The sequence below is a fragment of the Nocardioides sp. Z24_21 genome (assembly GCF_058134345.1).
The window spans coordinates 184,463-204,692 of the sequence record NZ_JBYTTH010000005.1 but is presented as its reverse complement, the minus strand read 5'-3'; the positions used below and the strand labels follow the sequence as shown (position 1 = coordinate 204,692).

The 20,230-nt window shown below is 72.7% G+C and carries 21 protein-coding genes; 12 read left to right on the top strand and 9 right to left on the bottom strand.

All coding sequences use genetic code 11. The features are described from left to right. Positions 1–193: 193 nt before the first annotated feature. From AC3X7Z_RS16440 to AC3X7Z_RS16430, 3 genes are read left to right on the top strand one after another with little or no spacing between them, the layout of a single operon-like run. A complete protein-coding gene (locus tag AC3X7Z_RS16440) occupies positions 194–3,961 on the top strand; it encodes a multifunctional oxoglutarate decarboxylase/oxoglutarate dehydrogenase thiamine pyrophosphate-binding subunit/dihydrolipoyllysine-residue succinyltransferase subunit (RefSeq protein WP_489976711.1) in 3,768 nt (1,255 codons plus the stop codon). 13 nt (positions 3,962–3,974) lie between these two features. Continuing rightward, positions 3,975–4,151, top strand: coding sequence for a DUF6104 family protein (locus AC3X7Z_RS16435; RefSeq protein ID WP_168218509.1), 177 nt, complete (start codon positions 3,975–3,977; stop codon positions 4,149–4,151). Positions 4,152–4,157: 6 nt separating this feature from the next. Further along, the gene (locus tag AC3X7Z_RS16430; protein ID WP_489976617.1) at positions 4,158–4,691 is read left to right on the top strand and encodes a nitroreductase family deazaflavin-dependent oxidoreductase; all 534 of its coding nucleotides are present in this window, start codon (positions 4,158–4,160) and stop codon (positions 4,689–4,691) included. 12 nt (positions 4,692–4,703) lie between these two features. On the opposite strand, the gene AC3X7Z_RS16425 is transcribed toward AC3X7Z_RS16430, so the two are convergent. After that, positions 4,704–5,405, bottom strand: coding sequence for an SDR family oxidoreductase (locus AC3X7Z_RS16425; protein ID WP_489976616.1), 702 nt, complete (start codon positions 5,403–5,405; stop codon positions 4,704–4,706). Further along, on the bottom strand, positions 5,402–6,370 hold the full coding sequence (locus AC3X7Z_RS16420; RefSeq protein ID WP_489976615.1) for a zinc-binding dehydrogenase: 969 nt from the start codon (positions 6,368–6,370) through the stop codon (positions 5,402–5,404). Before AC3X7Z_RS16420 ends, AC3X7Z_RS16425 begins: the two co-directional genes overlap by 4 nt. 69 nt (positions 6,371–6,439) lie before the next feature. On the opposite strand from AC3X7Z_RS16420, the gene AC3X7Z_RS16415 reads away from it, so the two are divergent. Continuing rightward, the gene (locus AC3X7Z_RS16415) at positions 6,440–7,693 is read left to right on the top strand and encodes a GNAT family N-acetyltransferase (protein ID WP_489976614.1); all 1,254 of its coding nucleotides are present in this window, start codon (positions 6,440–6,442) and stop codon (positions 7,691–7,693) included. 30 nt (positions 7,694–7,723) lie between these two features. Here AC3X7Z_RS16415 and AC3X7Z_RS16410 read toward each other — a convergent pair whose 3' ends face one another. The 3 genes from AC3X7Z_RS16410 to AC3X7Z_RS16400 form a co-directional block, all read right to left on the bottom strand. Beyond that, the gene (locus tag AC3X7Z_RS16410) at positions 7,724–8,464 is read right to left on the bottom strand and encodes a DinB family protein (RefSeq protein WP_186341618.1); all 741 of its coding nucleotides are present in this window, start codon (positions 8,462–8,464) and stop codon (positions 7,724–7,726) included. Positions 8,465–8,543: 79 nt separating this feature from the next. Next, the gene (locus tag AC3X7Z_RS16405) at positions 8,544–9,716 is read right to left on the bottom strand and encodes an NAD(P)-dependent malic enzyme (RefSeq protein WP_489976613.1); all 1,173 of its coding nucleotides are present in this window, start codon (positions 9,714–9,716) and stop codon (positions 8,544–8,546) included. 20 nt (positions 9,717–9,736) lie between these two features. After that, a complete protein-coding gene (locus tag AC3X7Z_RS16400) occupies positions 9,737–10,045 on the bottom strand; it encodes a S24/S26 family peptidase (protein WP_277395315.1) in 309 nt (102 codons plus the stop codon). A 92-nt stretch (positions 10,046–10,137) separates the two neighbouring features. Between AC3X7Z_RS16400 and sodN the strand changes: the two genes are divergently transcribed. The 4 genes from sodN to AC3X7Z_RS16380 all read left to right on the top strand — a co-directional run bounded on the left by sodN (position 10,138) and on the right by AC3X7Z_RS16380 (position 12,782). Beyond that, positions 10,138–10,569, top strand: a complete 432-nt coding sequence (gene sodN, locus AC3X7Z_RS16395; RefSeq protein WP_241005361.1) for a superoxide dismutase, Ni — start codon at positions 10,138–10,140, stop codon at positions 10,567–10,569. A 192-nt stretch (positions 10,570–10,761) separates the two neighbouring features. Beyond that, positions 10,762–11,460: a GNAT family N-acetyltransferase gene (locus AC3X7Z_RS16390; RefSeq protein ID WP_489976612.1), complete on the top strand. Its 699-nt coding sequence runs from the start codon at positions 10,762–10,764 to the stop codon at positions 11,458–11,460. A 55-nt stretch (positions 11,461–11,515) separates the two neighbouring features. Continuing rightward, positions 11,516–11,932: an anti-sigma factor gene (locus tag AC3X7Z_RS16385; RefSeq protein WP_489976611.1), complete on the top strand. Its 417-nt coding sequence runs from the start codon at positions 11,516–11,518 to the stop codon at positions 11,930–11,932. 1 nt (position 11,933) lies between these two features. After that, positions 11,934–12,782: an RNA polymerase sigma factor SigF gene (locus AC3X7Z_RS16380; RefSeq protein WP_186341613.1), complete on the top strand. Its 849-nt coding sequence runs from the start codon at positions 11,934–11,936 to the stop codon at positions 12,780–12,782. A 39-nt stretch (positions 12,783–12,821) separates the two neighbouring features. Here the strand turns inward: AC3X7Z_RS16380 and AC3X7Z_RS16375 are convergent, their stop codons facing one another. Then, the gene (locus AC3X7Z_RS16375) at positions 12,822–13,241 is read right to left on the bottom strand and encodes a hypothetical protein (RefSeq protein ID WP_186341612.1); all 420 of its coding nucleotides are present in this window, start codon (positions 13,239–13,241) and stop codon (positions 12,822–12,824) included. A 154-nt stretch (positions 13,242–13,395) separates the two neighbouring features. Between AC3X7Z_RS16375 and AC3X7Z_RS16370 the strand changes: the two genes are divergently transcribed. Beyond that, positions 13,396–13,647 carry a WhiB family transcriptional regulator gene (locus AC3X7Z_RS16370; protein WP_056601527.1) on the top strand — a complete coding sequence of 84 codons (252 nt, stop codon included), beginning with the start codon at positions 13,396–13,398 and terminating at the stop codon, positions 13,645–13,647. 6 nt (positions 13,648–13,653) lie between these two features. Here AC3X7Z_RS16370 and AC3X7Z_RS16365 read toward each other — a convergent pair whose 3' ends face one another. After that, positions 13,654–15,132, bottom strand: a complete 1,479-nt coding sequence (locus AC3X7Z_RS16365) for a sensor histidine kinase (RefSeq protein ID WP_489976610.1) — start codon at positions 15,130–15,132, stop codon at positions 13,654–13,656. A 47-nt stretch (positions 15,133–15,179) separates the two neighbouring features. Here AC3X7Z_RS16365 and AC3X7Z_RS16360 point away from each other — a divergent pair, with 47 nt between their 5' ends. The 3 genes from AC3X7Z_RS16360 to AC3X7Z_RS16350 are packed head-to-tail and all read left to right on the top strand — an operon-like array spanning position 15,180 to position 18,213. Next, on the top strand, positions 15,180–16,034 hold the full coding sequence (locus AC3X7Z_RS16360; protein WP_489976609.1) for a DUF2785 domain-containing protein: 855 nt from the start codon (positions 15,180–15,182) through the stop codon (positions 16,032–16,034). A gap of 9 nt (positions 16,035–16,043) precedes the next feature. Further along, the gene (locus AC3X7Z_RS16355; RefSeq protein WP_186341609.1) at positions 16,044–17,714 is read left to right on the top strand and encodes an acetolactate synthase; all 1,671 of its coding nucleotides are present in this window, start codon (positions 16,044–16,046) and stop codon (positions 17,712–17,714) included. Positions 17,715–17,724: 10 nt separating this feature from the next. Then, a complete protein-coding gene (locus AC3X7Z_RS16350) occupies positions 17,725–18,213 on the top strand; it encodes a GNAT family N-acetyltransferase (RefSeq protein ID WP_186341608.1) in 489 nt (162 codons plus the stop codon). A 4-nt stretch (positions 18,214–18,217) separates the two neighbouring features. Here the strand turns inward: AC3X7Z_RS16350 and AC3X7Z_RS16345 are convergent, their stop codons facing one another. Continuing rightward, positions 18,218–19,639, bottom strand: a complete 1,422-nt coding sequence (locus AC3X7Z_RS16345) for a hypothetical protein (RefSeq protein WP_489976608.1) — start codon at positions 19,637–19,639, stop codon at positions 18,218–18,220. Beyond that, on the bottom strand, positions 19,636–20,148 hold the full coding sequence (locus AC3X7Z_RS16340; RefSeq protein WP_489976607.1) for a SigE family RNA polymerase sigma factor: 513 nt from the start codon (positions 20,146–20,148) through the stop codon (positions 19,636–19,638). The genes AC3X7Z_RS16345 and AC3X7Z_RS16340 overlap by 4 nt, the downstream gene beginning before the upstream one ends. Positions 20,149–20,230: the final 82 nt, after the last annotated feature.

Genomic DNA, 20,230 nt, shown 5'->3' with positions numbered 1-20,230 from the left:
CAAAGGTCGAGCCCGCTCCTGCATTTGCCTGCGTGTGCGACTAGCCTTGTCGGCTACGTGGTCTAACTCTCGCGCGATGAGATCTGGAAGAGGCGAAACAAGCGTGGCGCAGTCCCCCAACGGGCAGTCCGGCAACCAGTCCTCGGTTGCACCGTCATCTGACCTGGGAGCCAACGAGTGGCTCGTGGAGGAGATGAAGGAGCAGTACGACAAGGATCCCTCGAGCGTGGGTCCGGAGTGGGCACGCTACTTCGGCAACGGCAGCTCGGCCGCCGTGTCGAGCAGCGCCTCCGGCGCAGGCTCCGCCACCGGCGCGCGGACCGCCTCGGCCCCGACCGCCTCGAAGGCGCCCGCCGCGGCTCCCCCGCGCGCCGCGCAGCAGGGCCAGCAGCAGGCCCCGAAGCCGGCCGCCAAGCCCGCCGCGACCGCCACCAAGACCGACGCGAAGCCCGACAGCAAGGCCGACACCAAGCCCGACACCGAGCCCGCCTCCGCGACCCCGCGCCCGAAGGCCACCGCCGACGAGCCGGCCAAGGGCACCAGCAGCCCGGTCGCCAAGGACGCCAAGCCGGCCGCCTCGGCCGACGAGCCGACCTACACCGTGCTGCGCGGCGCACCGGCGCGCACCGCCGCCAACATGGACGCCTCGCTGTCGGTCCCGACGGCGACGTCGGTGCGCTCGGTGCCGGTCAAGCTGCTCTGGGACAACCGCACCGTCATCAACAACCACCTCGCCCGCGCCCGCGGCGGCAAGGTGTCCTTCACCCACCTCATCGGCTACGCGCTGGTCAAGGCGCTCCGGTCGATGCCGGAGATGAACGTCGGCTTCGAGGTCGTCGACGGCAAGCCCAACCTGATCACTCCCGCGCACATCAACCTCGGTCTCGCGATCGACATGAAGAAGCCCGACGGCACCCGGCAGCTGCTGGTGCCGAGCATCAAGGGCGCCGAGGCGATGGACTTCGCGGCGTTCTGGACGGCCTACGAGGACGTGGTCCGCAAGGCCCGCGACAACAAGCTCACCGTCGCCGACTTCCAGGGCACCACGATCTCGCTGACCAACCCCGGCGGCATCGGCACGGTGCACTCCGTGCCCCGCCTGATGGCCGGCCAGGGCGCGATCATCGGCGTCGGCGCGATGGAGTACCCCCCGGAGTGGCAGGGCGCCTCCGAGGAGGCGATCAACCGCAACGCGATCAGCAAGTCGATGACGCTGACCTCGACCTACGATCACCGCGTCATCCAGGGCGCCCAGTCGGGCGAGTTCCTCAAGCGGGTGCACAGCCTGCTGCTCGGCGAGGACGGCTTCTACGACGAGATCTTCCGCTCGCTGCGCATCCCCTACGAGCCGATCCGCTGGGCTCGCGACGTGGTCGCCACGCACGACGACGACATCGTCAAGCAGGCGCGCATCCTCGAGCTCATCCACGCCTACCGCGTGCGCGGCCACCTGATGGCCGACACCGACCCGCTGGAGTACCGCCAGCGCACCCACCCCGACCTCGAGATCGAGTCGCACGGCCTGACCCTGTGGGACCTCGACCGCGAGTTCGCCACCGGCTCGTTCGGCGGCGAGGGCCGCCGGTTCATGAAGCTGCGCAACATCCTCGGCATCCTGCGCGACTCCTACTGCCGCACCACCGGCATCGAGTACATGCACATCATGGATCCCGAGCAGCGCAAGTGGATCCAGGAGCGCGTCGAGCAGCCGCACGTCAAGCCGCCCCGCGAGGAGCAGCTGCGCATCCTGCTCAAGCTCAACCAGGCCGAGGCGTTCGAGACGTTCCTGCAGACCAAGTTCGTCGGCCAGAAGCGCTTCAGCCTCGAGGGTGGCGAGACGACCGTCCCGCTGATCGACGAGATCTGCGAGGCGGCGGCCGAGACCGGGCTCGACGAGGTCTGCATCGGCATGGCGCACCGTGGCCGGCTCAACGTGCTGGCCAACATCGTGGGCAAGAAGTACAGCCAGATCTTCCGCGAGTTCGAGGGCAACATCGACCCGCGCACGGTCCAGGGCTCCGGCGACGTGAAGTACCACCTCGGCGCCGAGGGCGAGTTCGTCGCCGGCTCCGGCGACAAGATCAAGGTCTCCGTGGCGGCCAACCCCTCGCACCTCGAGGCCGTCAACCCGGTCCTCGAGGGCATCGCCCGCGCCAAGCAGGACATCCTCGACCAGGGCGAGAAGTTCCCGGTCCTCCCGCTCCTGGTGCACGGCGACGCCGCCTTCGCCGGGCAGGGCGTGGTCGCCGAGACGCTCAACCTCTCGCAGCTGCGCGGCTACCGCACCGGCGGCACGGTGCACCTGGTGATCAACAACCAGGTCGGCTTCACGACCGCGCCGGGCTCGTCGCGCTCGTCCCTCTACGCCACCGACGTGGCGCGGATGGTGCAGGCGCCGATCTTCCACGTCAACGGCGACGACCCCGAGGCGTGCATCCGCGTCGCGCGGCTCGCCTTCGACTACCGCCAGACCTTCAACAAGGACGTCGTCATCGACCTCGTGTGCTACCGCCGCCGCGGCCACAACGAGGGCGACGACCCGTCCTACACCCAGCCGCTGATGTACGACCTGATCGAGCAGAAGCGCTCGGTGCGCAAGCTCTACACTGAGTCGCTCATCGGTCGTGGCGACATCACGATCGAGGAGGCCGAGCAGGTCCTCAAGGACTACCAGCAGCAGCTCGAGCGGGTCTTCACCGAGGTGCGCCAGGCCAGCTCGGAGGCGCCCACCGAGTGGACGACCGTCCCCGACTACCCGGACAAGCCGGCCGGCGACTTCTCGACCGCCGTCACGCCGGAGGTGCTCAAGCGCATCGCCGACAGCTACATCACGCCTCCGCAGGACTTCACCGTCCACCCCAAGGTGATGCCGCAGCTGCAGCGTCGCTCCGCCGCGATCACCGATGGCCCGATCGACTGGGGCACCGGCGAGATCCTCGCCTTCGGCTCGCTGCTCATGGACGGCCGCCCGGTCCGCCTGGCCGGCCAGGACTCGCGCCGTGGCACGTTCGTGCAGCGGTTCGCGACGATCATCGACCGCACCAACGCCGACGAGTGGACGCCGCTGACCAACCTCACCGAGGACCAGGCGAAGTTCCACGCCTACGACTCGCTGCTCTCCGAGTACGCCGCCCTCGGCTTCGAGTACGGCTACTCCGTGGCGCGTCCCGAGGCGCTGGTGCTGTGGGAGGCGCAGTTCGGCGACTTCGTCAACGGCGCCCAGACCATCATCGACGAGTTCATCTCCGCCGGCGAGACCAAGTGGCGCCAGCAGTCCGGCGTCGTGCTGCTGCTCCCCCACGGCTACGAGGGCCAGGGTCCCGACCACTCGTCGGCGCGCATCGAGCGCTTCCTGACCATGTGCGCCGAGGACGCGATGGTCGTCGCGCAGCCCTCGACGCCCGCGTCCTACTTCCACCTGCTCCGCCGCCACTCCCTCGGCGAGGAGCACCGCCCGCTGATCGTCTTCACCCCCAAGTCGATGCTCAAGCGCAAGGAGGCCGCCTCGCAGCCGGCCGACTTCGTCGGCGACACCACCTTCCGCCCGTTCATCGGCGACGACGCGGCCGACCGCGACAAGGTGGAGACGCTCATCATGTGCTCGGGCCGGGTGACGTGGGACCTCATGGTCGACCGCGCCAAGCGCGAGAACGGCGAGAAGTTCGCCATCGGCCGCGTGGAGCGCCTCTACCCCAACCCGGTCGAGGAGATCCGCGCCGAGCTGGCGAAGTACCCCAACCTCAAGGCGGTCCGCTGGGTGCAGGACGAGCCGCGCAACATGGGCCCGTGGCCGCACTACCAGCTCAACGTGTGGCCGCAGCTCGACGTGGAGGTCGAGCCGGTGACCCGCCCGTCGTCGGCGTCCCCGTCGGTGGGCACGGTCAAGCGCCACGTCGAGGAGCAGAAGACGCTGCTCGACGCCGCCTTCGAGTCGCCGCGCAGCGTCGGCAACGACTACTGAGGCGGAGCGGGCGGTGTACTTCACCGATCGGGGGATCGAGGAGCTCGAGCGGCGCCGGGGTGACGAGGAGGTCACCCTGGCGTGGCTCGCCGAGCAGCTGCAGGCCTTCGTCGACGCCCACCCCGACTTCGAGGTGCCGATCGAGCGGCTCGCCACGTGGCTGGCGCGCCTCGACGACCCCGAGGACTGAGCCCCGGTGCGACCCCCTGACGCGGGCCTGGCCGCGGAGCTCGGCTACGCGCACAGCACGGCCAACCCGATCCACCGGCTCGTGCGCTGGGGCGCCGGCACCGCCGCGGGCGGGTGGCTGTTCTCCCGCACGCTGCGCCACCTCGACGACCTGGTCGCCCGGTTCTCCCGCGGCCGGCACAGCGCTCCGGGCCTGCTGGCGGGCCTGGCGGTGCTCGACGTCACGACCACCGGCCGGCGCTCCGGCCAGCCGCGCACCAGCCACCTCATCGCGACGCCGTACGCCGGCGGGCTGGCGCTGATCGGCAGCAACTTCGGCCAGCAGGCCACACCGGCGTGGGCGCTCAACCTCGAGGCCGACCCCCGGGGCCGGGTGTCCTACCGCGGCACGTCGCGCGAGGTCGTGGCCCGGGCGGCGACACCGGCGGAGGCCGAGGAGGTCTTCACGCGGGCTGAGCGGTTCTACCCCGGCTACCTGCGCTACCGCGCCCGGGTCGGCCAGGCCCGGCGGATCCGGGTGTTCGTGCTCGAGCCGGCCTGATCAGGAGCCTGATCAGGAGCCCGGTCGCGGCGCGACCGGGCGCAGGGTCACGTCGGGGATCGTGGCGCCGGCCGGCAGGTCGACGACGTGCAGGATCGTGTCGGCCACGGCCTCCGGGCTGAGCCACCGGGAGGCGTCGTAGTCGCGGCCCTCCTGTCCGTGCACCTTCTCCTGCATCGGCGTCGCGGTGCGGCTGGGGTAGACCGTGCTGACCCGCACGCCGTGCTCGGCCTCCTCGGCCCGCAGCGCGTCGGCGAGCGAGCGCAGGCCCGACTTGGAGGCGGCGTACGCCGACCAGTCGGCGTGGGCGACCAGGGCGGCGGAGGAGTTGACGAAGACGACCGTGCCGCGGCCGGCGCGCACGTGCGGCAGCATCTCGCGGGTCAGCACCGCCGGCGCGGTGAGGTTGACCGTGAGCTGCTCCTCCCACTCCGCCAGCCGCAGCCGCTCGACCGGGGCCAGGTCGACCACCCCCGCCACGTGGACCACCGAGTCGACGGGACCGTCGACCAGGCGGCCGACACCGTTGAGGGTGCCCGGGTCGGCCAGGTCGGCGACCAGGAGCTGGGCCTGGGGGAAGGTGCGCGCGAGCTCGGCGGCACGTGCCTCGCTGCGGGCGAGGAGCACCAGCTCGTCGCCGCGCCCGACGAGCCGGTGCGCGAGCGCGAGCCCGATGCCCGAGCCCGCCCCGGTGAGGACGTGCCGGCGCGTCATCGCGTGAAGACGACCTTGCCGAAGACGTCACCGTCCGCCATCGCGGCGAACCCCTCCCGGGCCTGCTCCATGGGCAGGGTGCGGTCGATGACCGGCCGGGCGCCGGTGGCGTGGAGGAACTTGACCAGCAGGTCGAGCTCGCCGCGGGTGCCCATCGTCGAGCCGATCACCGAGAGCTGGGTGAAGAAGATGCGGGTCAGACCGGCGTCGTCGACGTCGGGACCCGACGTCGTGCCGCTGATGACGATGCGGCCGCCCGGGCGCAGCGAGCGGACCGAGTGGCTCCAGGTCGCCCGGCCGACGGTCTCCATGACCGCGTCGACCTTGACGGGCAGGCGGGTGCCGGACTCGAAGACCTCGTGGGCGCCGACCTCCAGCGCACGTGCGCGCTTGGCCTCGTCGCGGCTGGTCGCGAGGACCCGCAGGCCGCCGGCACGGCCCAGCGTGATGAGCGCGGTGGCGACGCCGCCTCCGGCACCCTGCACCAGCACCGTCTCGCCCGGCTTGCAGGCGCCCTGCACGAAGAGCATGCGGTAGGCGGTGAGCCACGCGGTGGGCAGGCAGGCCGCCTCCTCGAACGACAGCGACTCGGGCTTGGGCACGAGGTTGCGCCGCGGCACGACCACCTGGTCGGCGAAGGTGCCCTGGTGGCGCTCGGAGAGCAGCGACCGGCCGGGGTCGTCGGCCTCGTCGCCGGTCCAGCGCGGGTCGCCGATCACCCCGTGCACCACGACCTCGTTGCCCTCGTCGTCGACGCCGGCGGCGTCGCAGCCCAGGATCATCGGCAGCGCCTCCTCGCGCAGTCCGATGCCGCGCAGCGACCACAGGTCGTGGTGGTTGAGGCTCGCGGCCCTGACGGTCACGGTGGCCCACCCGTCTGGGGCCTCCGGTGCGGGCCGCTCCCCCACCACCAGGCCGCTCAGGGGGTCGGCAGGGGAGAAGGACTCGGCGTAGACGGCGAACATGCACCGACCCTAGCGAGTGACCCCCGTTAACCGGTTGCAGGTCGGCACCGGCGCAGATTGGCTGGGCCGGTGAGCATTGTCGTACGCCCGTCCGAGGACGCCGCGAAGTACCTGGCCACCGACCAGCTCGTCTGGTTCGGCGAGGTCACCGACGACGACGCCGAGCACCTGCGGCTCGGCCTGCCCGAGGACCAGCGGTTCGTCGTCGACCTGCCCGACGGCCCCGACGACCTGCACAGCGGGATCTACGGCGTGCGGCCGATGTCGATGTCGCTGCCCGGCGGCAGCGTCGTCCCGGTCGCCGGCCTCACCTGGGTCGGCGTCCACCCCGACGCGCGGCGCCGCGGCGTGCTCGCGGCGATGATCCGCGACCACCTCGACCGCACCCGTGCGGCCGGCACCGCGATCTCGGTGCTGCACGCCAGCGAGGCGGCGATCTACGGCCGCTTCGGCTACGGCAACGCCGTGCTGACGCACCAGGTCGACCTGGGCCGCGGCACGACGTTCACCGCGCCGCACCTCGAGGACGAGGTCGCCGGCGTGACGACCCACCTCCACGACATGGCCGCGCCCGGCATCGCCGAGCGGATGCGCGCCTGCCAGCTGGCGTCGGCACCCCACTTCCCCGGCACCGTCGTCGGCTCCCCCGACTACGTCTCGCTCCTGGGCCACGAGGCGCCCGAGCAGCTGCGCGACAGGGAGCCCCGTCGCGTCCTCATCGCCCGCCGCGCGGGCGCCGACGTCGGCTTCGTCGGCCTGCGCCGCCAGCACAAGTGGGACAACGCCCGGCCCGCGGGCACGGTGGTGGTCGGCACCTTCTTCGGCGACCCCGCGGCCAGGCTCGCCCTCGCCCGCCGCGTCGTCGACCTCGACCTGATGGGGACGACCAGGTTGGAGAGCATCGGCCTCGACGACCCGCTGCTGGCCTGGATCGGCGGCCACCGCAGCACCGGTGACCTCAAGACCTGGGACAGCACCTGGGTGCGCCTGGTCGACCTGGAGGCCGCGTGGGCACTGCGGTCCTACGAGGCCGACTGCGACGTGGTCGTCGAGGTGGCCGACCGCCACGTGCCGGGCAACGCCGGGCGTTGGCGCCTGACGGCCTCCGCGGGCCGCGGCACGGCGTCCCCCGCCGGCTCCCCCGCCGGCACCCCCGCCGACGTCACCCTCGACATCGGCGTGCTGGGAGCGGGCTACCTGGGGCACGGGATCGGTGCGCTGCTCCGGGCCGGCCTCGTCGCCGAGCACCGCGCGGGGGCCTACGCCGAGCTGGCCCGGGCGATGCGCACGCTGGTCGCGCCGGAGCCGTCGATCGGGTTCTGAGCGATCAGCCAGATCGCTCAGCCAGATCGCTCAGCCCGACCGCTCAGCCAGCCGCTCGAGGTCGCGCCGGACGTAGCGCAGGTGGGCCCACTCCTCCTCCAGGACCACGCGCACGCAGTCGCCGACGCTGGGGTGCCAGTCGAAGCCCCACGGGTCGTCGCGCTCCTCGGCGAGCACCTCCGGTGTGACCGTGGCCAGGAAGTCGGTCACCAGCTGCTGCCGCTCGGCGCGCACGGCGAGGACCTCGTCGTAGTCGGGCGGATCGGTGCGGAAGGCGGAGGTGTCGACGCCCATCTCCTCGGCTCCGGTGAAGAGCAGGCCGACCTCGTGGAACGGCTGCTCCACCCGCAGGATCGCGCCGCGCAGCCAGGTGTCGGTCGCCAGCACGAGGTGCCGCAGCGTCTGGGCGAGGGACCACTCGTCCTCGACGTGGGCGTCCACCAGCTCGGGCGGCGTGCTCGCCACCGTGTCGGCCCACGCGGCCTGCACCGCGACCCACGCGTCACGGAGCCCGTCGGGCGTCTGGGCGTTCTGCAGCTCGCGGCCCGGGAAGCGGCGGTTGAGCTCGGCGTCGACCAGCGGCACCACGTCGACCCCGTTGACGACCAGGCTGCCCGTGAACAGGTCGTGGCTGTCGATGTCGAGCCCGTCGACGTCGACGCCGCGCATGGTCACGCCGCTGACGTCGGAGAAGCGCAGGGTCGCGCCCTTGAAGCTCGTCCCGGTGAAGGTCACGCCCTCGAAGTCCTGGGGGTCCGCAGGGGTCGTCATCGCCCCATCATGGCCCGAGCGCGCGCCCACCGGAACCGTCCCGCACGCGGGCGGCCGGGACGAGTGCCCGCAGCGCGGATCAGCGCCGGGCGACCCCGTCGCGCCTCGCCGCGTCGGCGACCGCCTGCCGCACGGCGCCGGGCACCCGCGGGTCGAACGGGGACGGGATGACCAGCTCCTCGCTCAGGTCGTGGCCGACCAGCTCGGCCAGGGCCGTGGCCGCGGCGACCTTCATGCCCTCGGTGATCGCGGTGGCGTGGACGTCGAAGGCGCCGCGGAAGATGCCGGGGAAGGCGAGCACGTTGTTGATCTGGTTGGGGTAGTCGGAGCGCCCCGTGGCGACGACGCGGGCGTACTTGTGCGCCAGGTCGGGGTGCACCTCGGGCGTCGGGTTGGCGAGGCCGAAGATGATCGCGTCGTCGGCCATCGAGGCGACGATCTCCTCGGGCACCTGGCCACCGGAGACGCCGATGTAGACGTCGGCTCCGGCCATCACGTCGGCGAGCGTGCCGCGGCGGTCGAAGTGGTCGGCGGTGTCGCGGGCGAGGGCCGCCTTGACCTCCGTGAGGTCGGAGCGCGAGGAGTGGAGCACGCCCTTGCGGTCGAGGACCGCGATGTCGGTGATCCCGGCCTCGAGGAGGATGCGCGCGACCGCGACGCCGGCGGCGCCGGCTCCCTGCACCACCACCCGCGCGGTCGCCGCGTCGCGACCGGTGAGCCGCAGCGCGTTGGTCAGCGCGGCCAGGGCGACGACGGCGGTGCCGTGCTGGTCGTCGTGGAAGACGGGGATGTCGAGGCGCTCCTTGAGCCGCGCCTCGATCTCGAAGCAGCGGGGCGCCGAGATGTCCTCGAGGTTGATGCCGCCGAAGCTCGGGGCGAGCCGCACGACGGTCTCGATGATCTCCTCGACGTCGGTGGTGTCGAGGCAGATCGGCACCGCGTCGACGCCGCCGAACTGCTTGAAGAGCACGGCCTTGCCCTCCATGACCGGCATCGCGGCGGCCGGGCCGATGTCACCGAGGCCCAGGACGGCGGTGCCGTCGGTGACGACGGCGACCGTGTTGGGCACCCACGTGTAGTGCTGGGTCATCGACGGGTCGGCGGCGATCGCCTCGCACACCCGGGCGACGCCGGGGGTGTAGGCGAGGGACAGCTCGTCGGGACCGGTCAGTGCGACCGTCGAGACGATCTCCATCTTGCCGCCGACGTGCAGGTCGAACACGGGGTCGCCGGCGTGCGGGTGCGAAGCCATGCTGGCGATACTCGCACAGCTCAGTGGCCCCGAAGCGCGCGTCCCACACGTGGGGAAGGCCACACCCGCAGTCGTACGACACCCAGCACGTCGCCCTCCGGCACGGTGCCGCGGTGGCGCGAGTCGACGCCCTCGGCGGGGTTGTCGCTCAGCAGCCACCAGCCCGCCCCGCCCGATCGAGTACGCCGCTCCTCCACCGCCCGCTTGACCGCCACGGTGCCGTCGGGGAAGCGGGCGACCACGAGGTCTCCCGGGCGGGGCGGGACGCCGTGCCGGACGAGGAGCAGGTCTCCCTCGCGCAGCGTCGGGAGCATCGAGCGACCACGCACGACGGCGGTCCCGAAGGGGGGTCCGGACCGCCCACCCCGCGGGGCGAGACCCCGCTGCCGACGCCACTCCACGCGGAGTAGTGTCGCAGCAGATGCACATCTTCCCGATCGAGAGGAACCCGATGCTTCGCCACCTGCTCGCCCCCACTGTCGAGGTCTCCGCGCACTGCGACCTTCCCTGCGGCGTCTACGACCCCGCCCAGGCCCGCATCGAGGCGGAGTCGATCAAGGCGATCATCGCCAAGGTCGCCGACAACGACGACCCTGACTTCCGCACCCGCGCCATCCTGATCAAGGAGCAGCGCTCGGAGCTCGTCAAGCACCACCTGTGGGTGCTGTGGACCGACTACTTCAAGCCCCCGCACTTCGAGAAGTACCCCCAGCTGCACACGCTGGTCAACGAGGCCACCAAGCTGGCCGGCGCCTCGGGCACCAAGGGTGAGCTCGACGCCGCCAAGGCCGACGAGCTGCTCGCCAAGATCGACGAGATCGCCGAGATCTTCTGGGAGACGAAGAAGGCCTGAACGAAGTGAAGGCCCTCGAGTCATCCAGCGCGAGCGAGCCTGCGAGGTCGCGACCGCGGAAGAAGGCCTGAACGAAGTGAGGGCCCTCGAGGCCTGACCCGCACCCTCCGACGCCGCCCCGGTCCCCTGTGGACCGAGGCGGCGTCCGGCTTCTCGCCGCTGGCTAGGCTCGAGACGAGGGACGGAGGCCCGATGATCGAGCAGGTCGCGCTGCGCGACGGCACCGACGCGTTCGTCGTGCCGCTCGAGCGCACCGACCGGGCGACGCTCGCGGCCGAGTTCGACTCGCTGTCGCCTGAGTCGCAGCGCCGCAGGTTCCTGGCGCCCGTGCGGCACCTGTCCGACGCCATGCTGGCGCACCTCGTCGACGACGTCGACGGCATCAACCACATCGCTCTCGTGCTGTGCGCGGAGACGAGTCCCGACGTCTACGACCCTGTCGCCCTGGCGCGACTCGTGCGCTACACCGACGCCTCCGAGGCCGCCGACCTGGCGGTCACCGTCAAGGACGCGTGGCAGGGCCGCGGCGTGGCCACGGCGCTCCTCTCGGTGCTGATGCGGCACCGACCCGCGGGCGTGCACCGCATCGTGACCGAGGTGCTGCGCGACAACCCGGCGTCGCTCGCGATGCTGCGCAGGCTCGGCCGGCTGAGCCTGCGCGACGACGGCAGCGGGGTCTACAGCGTGGTCGTCGAGCTCGAGCCCCTGTCGGACGAGGAAGCAACCGGGGAAGCGCGCCCGGCAGCGACGGACGCGGTCGCGCAGGCAGGCCGACCGGCGCCCCCGACGGCGCCGCCCGAGGAGGAGGCCCGAGCCCCCGCGCTCGTGGGCGACGCCGAGCAGCGCCACGCGTTGCACACGCGCGACCAGGTGTGTCCGTGGTTCGACTGAGCGGCACGGCTAGGGTGTGCGCAGCATCGGCCTCGAGGATGGGACATTGACGCAGATGGCAGACAACACGGGGGATTCGCGCGCCGACGTGGAGCTGAGGCTGCCCGCGGAGAGTGCGTTCGCGACGATCGTGCGTACGACCGCGGCCGGGCTCGCGGCGCGCCTCGACTTCACCATCGACGACATCGAGGACCTCCGCATCGCCATCGGCGAGGCGACCGCACTCGTCATCCCCGAGGCCGACCCCGGCACCGACCTCGTGGCCTCCTTCTGGTTCGGCCGGGGCTCGATGACCGTCGAGCTGCTGGCCGACGCGGTGGACGACCCGCCACTCGACACCGAGAGCTTCGCCTGGCAGGTGCTCGACACGATGGCGCAGGAAGCGTCGGCGGGACCGGAGGGAGGACGCTTCCGCGTCCGCTTCACGGTCTCGTCGGCGGTCGGCGCGGGAATGACAGGTGCCGAGCTCTGACATGAGCACAGACACGGGGGACACGGGGGGCGAGACGGGGCTCGAGGCCACCGTCGACCACGGGCTCGACGACGACGTCGTGCCTCGTGGTCTGGAGCACGTGCGCGCGCGCAGCGCCGAGCTCTTCGCGGTGATGCGCGACGACGAGGCGAGCAGCGCCGAGCGGGCGGCGGCACGCGACGACCTGGTGCACCTGCACCTCTCGCTGGTCGAGCACTGCGCGCGCCGCTTCCGCAACCGCGGCGAGCCGTTCGAGGACCTCGTGCAGGTCGGCACGATCGGCCTGATCAAGGCGGTCGACCGCTTCGAGACCGACCGCGGCGTCGAGTTCTCGACCTACGCCACGCCGACGGTGATCGGCGAGATCAAGCGCCACTTCCGCGACAAGGGCTGGGCGATCCGGGTGCCGCGCCGGCTCCAGGAGCTGCGGATGCAGATCGGCGGGGCGACCGGTGAGCTGACCCAGAGGCTGGGCCGCTCCCCCACGCCCCGTGAGCTCGCCGAGGTCATCGGCTGCACGGTCGAGGAGATCATGGAGGGCATCGAGTCGTCCCACGCCTACGCGACGCTCTCCCTCGACGCCTCCGACGACAACGACGAGGGCCCGCCCGCGATGCTCGCCACGCTGGGGATCGAGGACGCCAACATCGAGCACGTCGAGATCCGCGAGTCGATCAAGCCGCTGCTCGACGGCCTCGGGGAGCGGGAGAAGCGGATCCTGCTGCTGCGCTTCTTCAAGAACATGACCCAGTCGCAGATCGCCGAGGAGATCGGCGTCTCCCAGATGCACGTCTCCCGGCTGCTGACCCGCACGCTCGCCCAGCTGCGCACCTCTCTCGAGGCCGACTGAGCATCCGTCTCCCCACGCCTGCCTGGCTAGACATCCCAGCTAGGCGTCGAGCCGGTCGTTCTCCTCCAGCACCCGCGTCGTCGCGGGGTGGAGCAGCCCGCCGATGACCAGCAGCGCGGCCAGCGCGAGCCCTCCCGGCAGCACGACCGACCAGACGTCGCGGAGGTTCCAGGCCATGCCCAGCTGGATCAGCTGCGCCATCACGACCGGCCCGCGGGCCGAGCGGCGTGCGTTGCGCAGCGCCCACGCGCACCAGGCGAGCGCGGCCGCGCCGGCCACGAAGAACGCCGCGGTGGTGACACCCATGGCGAGCCGGACGGCGCGCAGGTGGAACAGCTCGACGACGCCCAGGCCCAGCAGCAGGAGGGCCTCGAGCCCCACCAGCGCCGCCGCGACCAGGAGCGGGGGCGGGGCATCGAGCGCGGGACGGGAGGGACCTGGCGGGGGCGTAACGGTCACCGGACAACAGTAGTTGTGACGGACGCGACGGGTGGTGGGGGTTGTGGGAACGTTCAAAGGTTGGGAGTCTGGACGTTGCGCACATCGGCGCCCGGGCCAGCTGAACGTCCGTAAACAGCAACCGACGTGATGTGAAAGAGGGATTCCCCGACCCATGGATTGGCGCAGCCGCTCAGCATGCCTCGACGAGGACCCCGAGCTGTTCTTCCCCATCGGCAACACCGGTCCTGCGATCCTCCAGATCGAGGAGGCCAAGCAGGTGTGCCGTCGATGTGAGGTACGCGAGCAGTGTCTCGCGTGGGCCCTCGAGGCCGGCCAGGACCACGGAGTGTGGGGTGGCCTCAGCGAGGACGAGCGCCGCGCGCTCAAGCGGCGCAACGCCAGGGCGCGCATCCGCACCGCCTGAGGACGATCAGTCGACCGGCAGGTCCGCCTGCACCCGCGCGCCCCGGCTTCCGGGGCCGATCTCGAGCACGCCGCCGAGCTCGGACTCCACGAGCGTGCGCACGATCGACAGCCCGAGCTGGGTGGACGCCTCGGGGTCGAAGTCGTCGGGCAGGCCTCGGCCGTCGTCCTCGACCACCAGGTGCAGCCGGCCCGTGATGCGGCGCGCCGTGACCACCACGCGCCCCGGCTGCTCGAGCGTCGCCGGGTCCTGGCCCGCGTAGCCGTGCTCGACGGCGTTCTGCAGCAGCTCGGTGAGCACCATCGCGAGCGGCGTGGCGGCCTCCGAGGCCAGCTTGCCGAAGGAGCCCTCACGCACCACGCGCACCGGCACCTCCACCCCGCTGACGTCGACGACCATCGAGCCGAGCCGGTCGGCGATCTCGTCGAAGTCGACGGTCTCCTCCACGGCGTGGCTCAGCGTCTCGTGCACGATGGCGATGGAGCCCACCCGGCGCACCGCCTCCTCCAGGGCCGCCCTGGCGTCCTCGGCGCGGGTGCGCCGCGCCTGGAGGCGCAGCAGCGCCGCAACGGTCTGGAGGTTGTTCTTCACCCGGTGGTGGATCTCGCGGATGGTGACGTCCTTGGTGACCAGCTCGCGGTCGCGGCGACGCAGCTCGGTGACGTCGCGCACCAGCAGCAGCGCGCCGGTGCGCTCGCCCTGCGGGCGCAGCGGGATGCTGCGGACGATCAGGGTCACCTCGTCGGTGCCGACCTCGGTGGCCCGGCCGTCGCGACCGCCCAGCACGGCGCTGAGCGTCTCCTCGTCGGGGCGCTTGCGCGCCGGCACCAGCTCGCGGGTCAGGTCGGTGAGGACGAGCCCGGCGAGGTCGCCCTGCAGGCCGAGGCGGCGGTAGGCCGAGAGGCCGTTGGGGCTGGCGTAGGCGACGCGCCCCGTGTCGTCGAGCCGGACGAAGCCGTCGCCCACCCGCGGCGAGTCGGCGTGGTCGCTGCGCTGCCCGCTCAGCGGGAAGCGGCCCGCGGCGATCATCTGGGTCAGGTCGGACGCGGTCTGCAGATAGCTGAGCTCGAGCCGGCTCGGGGTGCGTACGCCGATGAGGTTGGTGTTGCGGGCGATGGTGGCGATCACCCGACCCGCGCGGCGCACCGGGATGACCTCCACCCGCACCGGCACGTCGTCGCGCCACTCGGGGTCGCCCTCGCGCACGACGCGGCCGGTGCCGAAGGCCTCGTCGAGCATCCGGCGCCGGCCGACGGGGACGAAGGTGCCCAGCACGTCGTCCACGAGGGCGGTCGGCCCGGTGGTCGGCCGCATCTGGCCGCCCGCCCAGTAGCCCTTGCCCTCCCGGTCCGGCAGCCAGAGCACGAGGTCGGCGAACGACAGGTCGGCCAGGATCTGCCAGTCCGCCATGAGCCGCTGGAGCCAGGCGATGTCGTCCTCGACGAGGTCGGTGTGGGCTCGCACGAGCTCGGGGAGGGAGGGCACCCGCCCAGACTAGGGCGGTGCGGGAGGCGGCTGGCAGGATGGCCCCCATGTCGCTCGGGTACTGGAACCAGGTGCAGGCCACCGGGTTCGAGGTGCCCTCGGACCGTCCGCTCGACGACCTCACCGCCGAGCTGACCACCATGCTCGGCTCGACCCGGGCCGAGGTCCGCGACGGCACCGCCTACCCCGCCCTGGCGACCTGGATCGACAACGGCGTCTACGACGACCTGCTGGCCGGGCTCGGCGACGGCATGGTCGCGGGGCTCGCGGTCGGGCTGGGCGAGTCCGGCACCGACACCGTCTTCCGCCGCAGCTTCAGCGCGCTCATCGTCGCCGAGTGCCTCGAGCGCGACACCGCGCACCGCCTCCTGCCGGCCGCCAGGATCCTCGACTGGGGCGACCGCATCGCCGTGTGGTTCCTCGCCGAGCGCGACACGCGGGGCTTCGTGCCGGGCAAGGGCTGGGCGCACGCGGTGGCTCACGGCGCCGACGCGCTCGGCGCCCTCGCCGAGTCGCCCCACCTCGGCGGGCCCGAGCACGAGGTGCTCCTCGACGTCCTCGCCGAGCGCGTGCTGCGGCAGCCTGCCGACGAGCCACTGGCGTCCGGCGAGCTCGACCGGATGGCCCACGCCGCGATGCGCGTCCTGCGCCGCGACACGCTCGGCAGCGACGCGCTCGAGCCGTGGGTGCACCGCATCGCCGCGGCGGGCAACGCGTTCGGCAAGGGTGGCGACTCCGACCCTTTCCTGACGACGGCGATGCCCCAGGCGTACCTCCGTGCCCTGTTCGTCCACCTCTCCCTGGCGCCCGACCCGCCCGAGGTGCGTTCCGACCTGCTGCTCACGGTCATCGAGGCGCTGCGCCTGACCAACGTGCACTACCTGCAGGCACCCACCCACTAGCCTGCTCGCATGACCGAGATCACCGGCCACAGCGGCGAGCTCGCCGTCCATGTCGCCCGCGCCCACGGCGTCCAGACGATGTTCACCCTCTCCGGGGCCCACGTGTTCCCGATGTACGACGGCGTGGTGCGGATCAACAAGGACGGCCAGGACCCGCCGATGCGCCTGATCGACGTGCGCCACGAGCAGACCGCCGCGTTCGCCGCCGAGGCCACGGGCAAGCTCACCCGCGTGCCGGGCCTCGCCGTCCTCACCGCCGGCCCCGGCGTCACCAACGGCATCAGCGCGATCGCGCAGGCCCAGTTCGCCGGCTCGCCGATGGTCGTGGTCGGCGGTCGCGCCCCGCAGAACCGCTGGGGCACCGGCTCGCTCCAGGAGCTCGACCAGCCGCCGATCATCGCGCCCGTCGCGAAGGCGGCGACCACGCTGATGACGGCCGGCGAGGTCGCGGCCGGCATCGACGAGGCGTTCACCCTCGCGCGCTCCAGCCACCGCGGTCCGGTCTTCGTCGACGTGCCGATGGACGAGTTCTTCAACTCCGCCTCCGGCACCGTCGGCTCGGGCGAGGGCACCCGCATCGAGCCCGACGGCGACGCGATCGAGACGGTCGCGCGCCTGCTCGCCCGCGCCGAGCGGCCCGTGCTGGTGCTGGGCACCGACGTGTGGGCCGACCACGCCGAGGCGGCAGCCCTCCGCTTCGTCGACGACCTCGGCATCCCCACGCTGACCAACGGCATGGGACGCGGCCTGATCCCCGGCGGGCACCGCAGTCTCGTCGCCAAGGCCCGCGGCGCCGCCCTCGCCGGTGCCGACCTCGTGGTCGTGGTGGGCACGCCCCTCGACTTCCGCCTCGGCTACGGCGTCTTCGGCGGGCCCGACAAGAGCCCGACGGGCGCGTTCGCCCGGGTCGTCCACATCGCCGACTCCCCCGGCCAGGTCTCCCACCACGCCGACCTCGCGGCGTCCGTCTCGGGCGACCTCACCACGGTGCTCGACGGCCTGCAGGCCGCGATCGAGCGCGGCGACAAGCCCGACTGGCGGGCCTGGTCCGACCAGCTCGCCGACCAGGTGAAGGCCGCCGCCGAGCGCGACGCCCAGCTCCTCACGGCCGAGGCCGACCCGATCCACCCCGCGCGGATCTACGGCGAGCTCGTGCCCCGCCTCGAGGACGACTCGGTGGTGATCGGCGACGGTGGCGACTTCGTGTCGTTCGCCGGCAAGTACGTCGAGCCGAAGCGTCCCGGCGGCTGGCTCGACCCCGGCCCCTACGGCTGCCTCGGCGCCGGACTCGGCGCCGCGATCGCGGCCCGCATCGCCCGCCCCGACGCCCAGGTCACCCTGCTGCTCGGCGACGGCGCGGCCGGCTTCTCACTGATGGACGTCGACACCCTGGTCCGCCACGACCTGCCGGTCGTCATGGTGATGGGCAACAACTCCGCCTGGGGCCTGGAGAAGGGCCCCATGCAGATGCTCTACGGCTACGACGTCGCCGCCGACCTGGCCCAGCGCACGCCCTACGACCAGGTGGTCACGGCGCTCGGCGGCGCCGGGGAGACCGTGACCGACCCCCGCCAGATCGGGCCCGCGCTGGACCGGGCGTACGCCTCCGGCGTGCCCTACCTCGTCAACGTCATCACCGACGTCGACGCGGCCTACCCGCGCAACACCTTCGGCATCTGAGGCTGCGTCGGTGACCGGGCTGGAGCTGCGCAGGATCCACCGCCCGGAGACGTCCGCCGCCGGCGACGTGTGCGTGGCGGCCTACGGGCCGTTCCTCGCCCGCGCCGGCGACGACTACCGCCGCCGCCTGCACGACGTGGCCACCCGCGACGAGCAGGCCGAGGTGTGGGTGGCGCTCGACGGCGACCAGGTGCTCGGCAACGTGACCTACTGCCCGCTCGGGTCGCGCTGGCGCGAGATCGCGCGTGACGACGAGGGTGAGTTCCGGATGCTGGCGGTCGCCCCGGCCGCGCAGGGCCGCGGGGTCGGCACGGCGCTCGCCCGCCTGTGCGAGGACCGCGCCCGCGAGGACGGTGCCACGTCCATGGTGCTGTCGTCGCTGGCGGTCATGTCGGCGGCGCACCGCGTCTACGAGCGCCGGGGCTACGCCCGTGACCCGGGCCGCGACTGGTCGCCGCGGCCCGGCGTGGACCTGCTCGCCTTCACCAAGCCGCTCTGAGGCCTCAGCAGGAGCGGGCCGTCGTCGGGTCGTCGACGTCGTCGAGGCAGACGGTCACCCACGGCAGCGCGGCCATCTCGGTGCCGGAGACCATCTGCCACCGCCACGCCCCCCAGGTGCCGTCCTCGCCCTCGACGGTCGAGACGAGGTCACCGTCGGTGGTCAGCCACGTGCGGGTGCCGTCGGCGGTGAGCGCGATCTCGCCGGTCGGCACGAGGACACGCAGCCGGTCGCCGTCCTGCACCACGACCTGGACCCGCGACGGGTCCGAGGCCGAGGTCACCACCAACGCGGCACCGTCGGACAGGACCGAGGCCGGCTGCACCGTCGAGACGCGCGGGTCGGCCACGTCGAGCCGGTGGCGTGCGGTGCCCTCGCCCCCCTCGACGACGAGCACCGGGGGGGCGCCTGCCTCGATGCGGGCGGTGAAGCGGTAGCCGATGTCGAAGGCGGCGCCCTCCCCCGGCCCGAAGGTGTCCTGCGACGCAGGGGCCAGGTCGGGCAGCGCGTCCTCCGTGTCGTCGCCGCACGGCCGATCCGACGACGGCGGCGCGAGACCCATCCGCAGGCACCCCGCCTCCGTCGCCCGGAGCACCCCGTCGTCGTCGAGGCCCCACCGCCACGCGTCGACCACGATGGTCTCGGGCCGCAGCAGGCTCATGCCGCCCTCGGCGTACGCGTCGACCGACCGGCTCGACCACAGCGTGCCGTCCTCGATCCAGTAGTCGTGGAGGTGGACCATCCGGTAGTGCTCGGTCTCGCTCCCCCCGACGGGGACGTAGCCGCGCACCAGCAGGTCGGGCTCCTCGGGCACCGCCTGCACGAGCAGCCCGGCGCGCAGGTCGAAGACCAGCGGGTGGCCCAGCCCTCCGGGGCCGCCCTCGCCGAGGTCGTCGTAGTAGAGCACCAGCTCCTGGTCGCCGTCGCCGTCGGCGTCGACGGGCTCGAGGGCAGTGGTGCCGATGGTGGAGCCGAGCTCGGCGATGCCGTAGGCCTCCTGGCCGGTGCTGCTGAGCGTGGTCTGCATCCGGACCCGGCCGTCGAAGTCCTCGGACCGTTCGGACAGGAAGACGACCTTCTCGCGGGAGCCGTCGCCGTCGAGGTCGAGCCGGGCCGGGCTCGACAGGTCGTCGGCCTTCCAGTCGCGCCCGACGTCGGCGGGCAGCTCCACCTCCGGCGCATCAGGCCTCGGCGCGACGTCGTCGGACCGGGTGTCGCGGCCGAGGCCCTGGACGACGATGCCCAGCACGAGCAGCACCGCGGCGGCCGTGGCCAGCAGCACCCACGGCGAGCGCCAGTGCGGGCGCAGCGGCGCCACCGGGGCGGGTGGCGCGAGGTCCTCGGGGCGGACCAGCTCGGCGCGAGCGGCCAGGGCGGCGCGCAGCCGGTCCTCGATGGCGGGACCGGCGCCGGGTGTGGTGCTCATCGCTGCTCCTCCCCCAGGTCGTGGGCGGACGTCATGGCCTTCTCGAGCGCGACCAGCGCACGGCTGGCGGTCGACTTCACGGTGCCCGGGCTGATGTCCAGCGTCCGGGCGATCTCCGCCTCCGACAGGTTGGACCAGTAGCGCAGCACCAGGACCTCCCGCTGCCGCGGGGCGAGCCGCTGCAACGCCTCGATGACCTCGCGGTGCTCCTCCGCCAGCACGGCGCTGTCCTCCGGCGTCGGCGGCGAGGGATCGTGCGGTGGCGAGTACGCCCGCGCCGTACGCCGCCGGCGCAGCGCCGAACGGGCGGTGTTGACGACCGAGACCCGCAGGTAGGCCAGCGCCCTCGACGGGTCCCGGACCGCGTCGGGGCGACGGGCGAGCGCGGCGAAGGCGTCCTGCACGACGTCCTCCGCGGACGCGAGGTCGTCGACGAGGAGCACGGCGAGCCGCACCAGGCCGAGTCGGTGGGCGGCGTAGAGCTCGGTGATGTCCACGGACGGCTCCATCCCCATCCCCACCCCTGCGGTCCTCGCGCTCATGTCTGGTAGACGTGTGTGTGCTCCTCAGGTTGCCGCACCGACCTCACGT

Bases quoted from the DNA above. Each gene is read 5' to 3' on its own strand.
- AC3X7Z_RS16440 (WP_489976711.1), top strand. From the start codon at position 194: ATGAAGGAGCAGTACGACAAGGATCCCTCGAGCGTGGGTCCGGAGTGG.
- AC3X7Z_RS16425 (WP_489976616.1), bottom strand. From the start codon at position 5,405: ATGACGCGCCGGCACGTCCTCACCGGGGCGGGCTCGGGCATCGGGCTC.
- AC3X7Z_RS16420 (WP_489976615.1), bottom strand. From the start codon at position 6,370: ATGTTCGCCGTCTACGCCGAGTCCTTCTCCCCTGCCGACCCCCTGAGC.
- AC3X7Z_RS16410 (WP_186341618.1), bottom strand. From the start codon at position 8,464: ATGACGACCCCTGCGGACCCCCAGGACTTCGAGGGCGTGACCTTCACC.
- AC3X7Z_RS16405 (WP_489976613.1), bottom strand. From the start codon at position 9,716: ATGGCTTCGCACCCGCACGCCGGCGACCCCGTGTTCGACCTGCACGTC.
- sodN (WP_241005361.1), top strand. From the start codon at position 10,138: ATGCACATCTTCCCGATCGAGAGGAACCCGATGCTTCGCCACCTGCTC.
- AC3X7Z_RS16390 (WP_489976612.1), top strand. From the start codon at position 10,762: ATGATCGAGCAGGTCGCGCTGCGCGACGGCACCGACGCGTTCGTCGTG.
- AC3X7Z_RS16385 (WP_489976611.1), top strand. From the start codon at position 11,516: ATGGCAGACAACACGGGGGATTCGCGCGCCGACGTGGAGCTGAGGCTG.
- AC3X7Z_RS16380 (WP_186341613.1), top strand. From the start codon at position 11,934: ATGAGCACAGACACGGGGGACACGGGGGGCGAGACGGGGCTCGAGGCC.
- AC3X7Z_RS16370 (WP_056601527.1), top strand. From the start codon at position 13,396: ATGGATTGGCGCAGCCGCTCAGCATGCCTCGACGAGGACCCCGAGCTG.
- AC3X7Z_RS16360 (WP_489976609.1), top strand. From the start codon at position 15,180: ATGTCGCTCGGGTACTGGAACCAGGTGCAGGCCACCGGGTTCGAGGTG.
- AC3X7Z_RS16355 (WP_186341609.1), top strand. From the start codon at position 16,044: ATGACCGAGATCACCGGCCACAGCGGCGAGCTCGCCGTCCATGTCGCC.
- AC3X7Z_RS16345 (WP_489976608.1), bottom strand. From the start codon at position 19,639: ATGAGCACCACACCCGGCGCCGGTCCCGCCATCGAGGACCGGCTGCGC.
- AC3X7Z_RS16340 (WP_489976607.1), bottom strand. From the start codon at position 20,148: ATGGAGCCGTCCGTGGACATCACCGAGCTCTACGCCGCCCACCGACTC.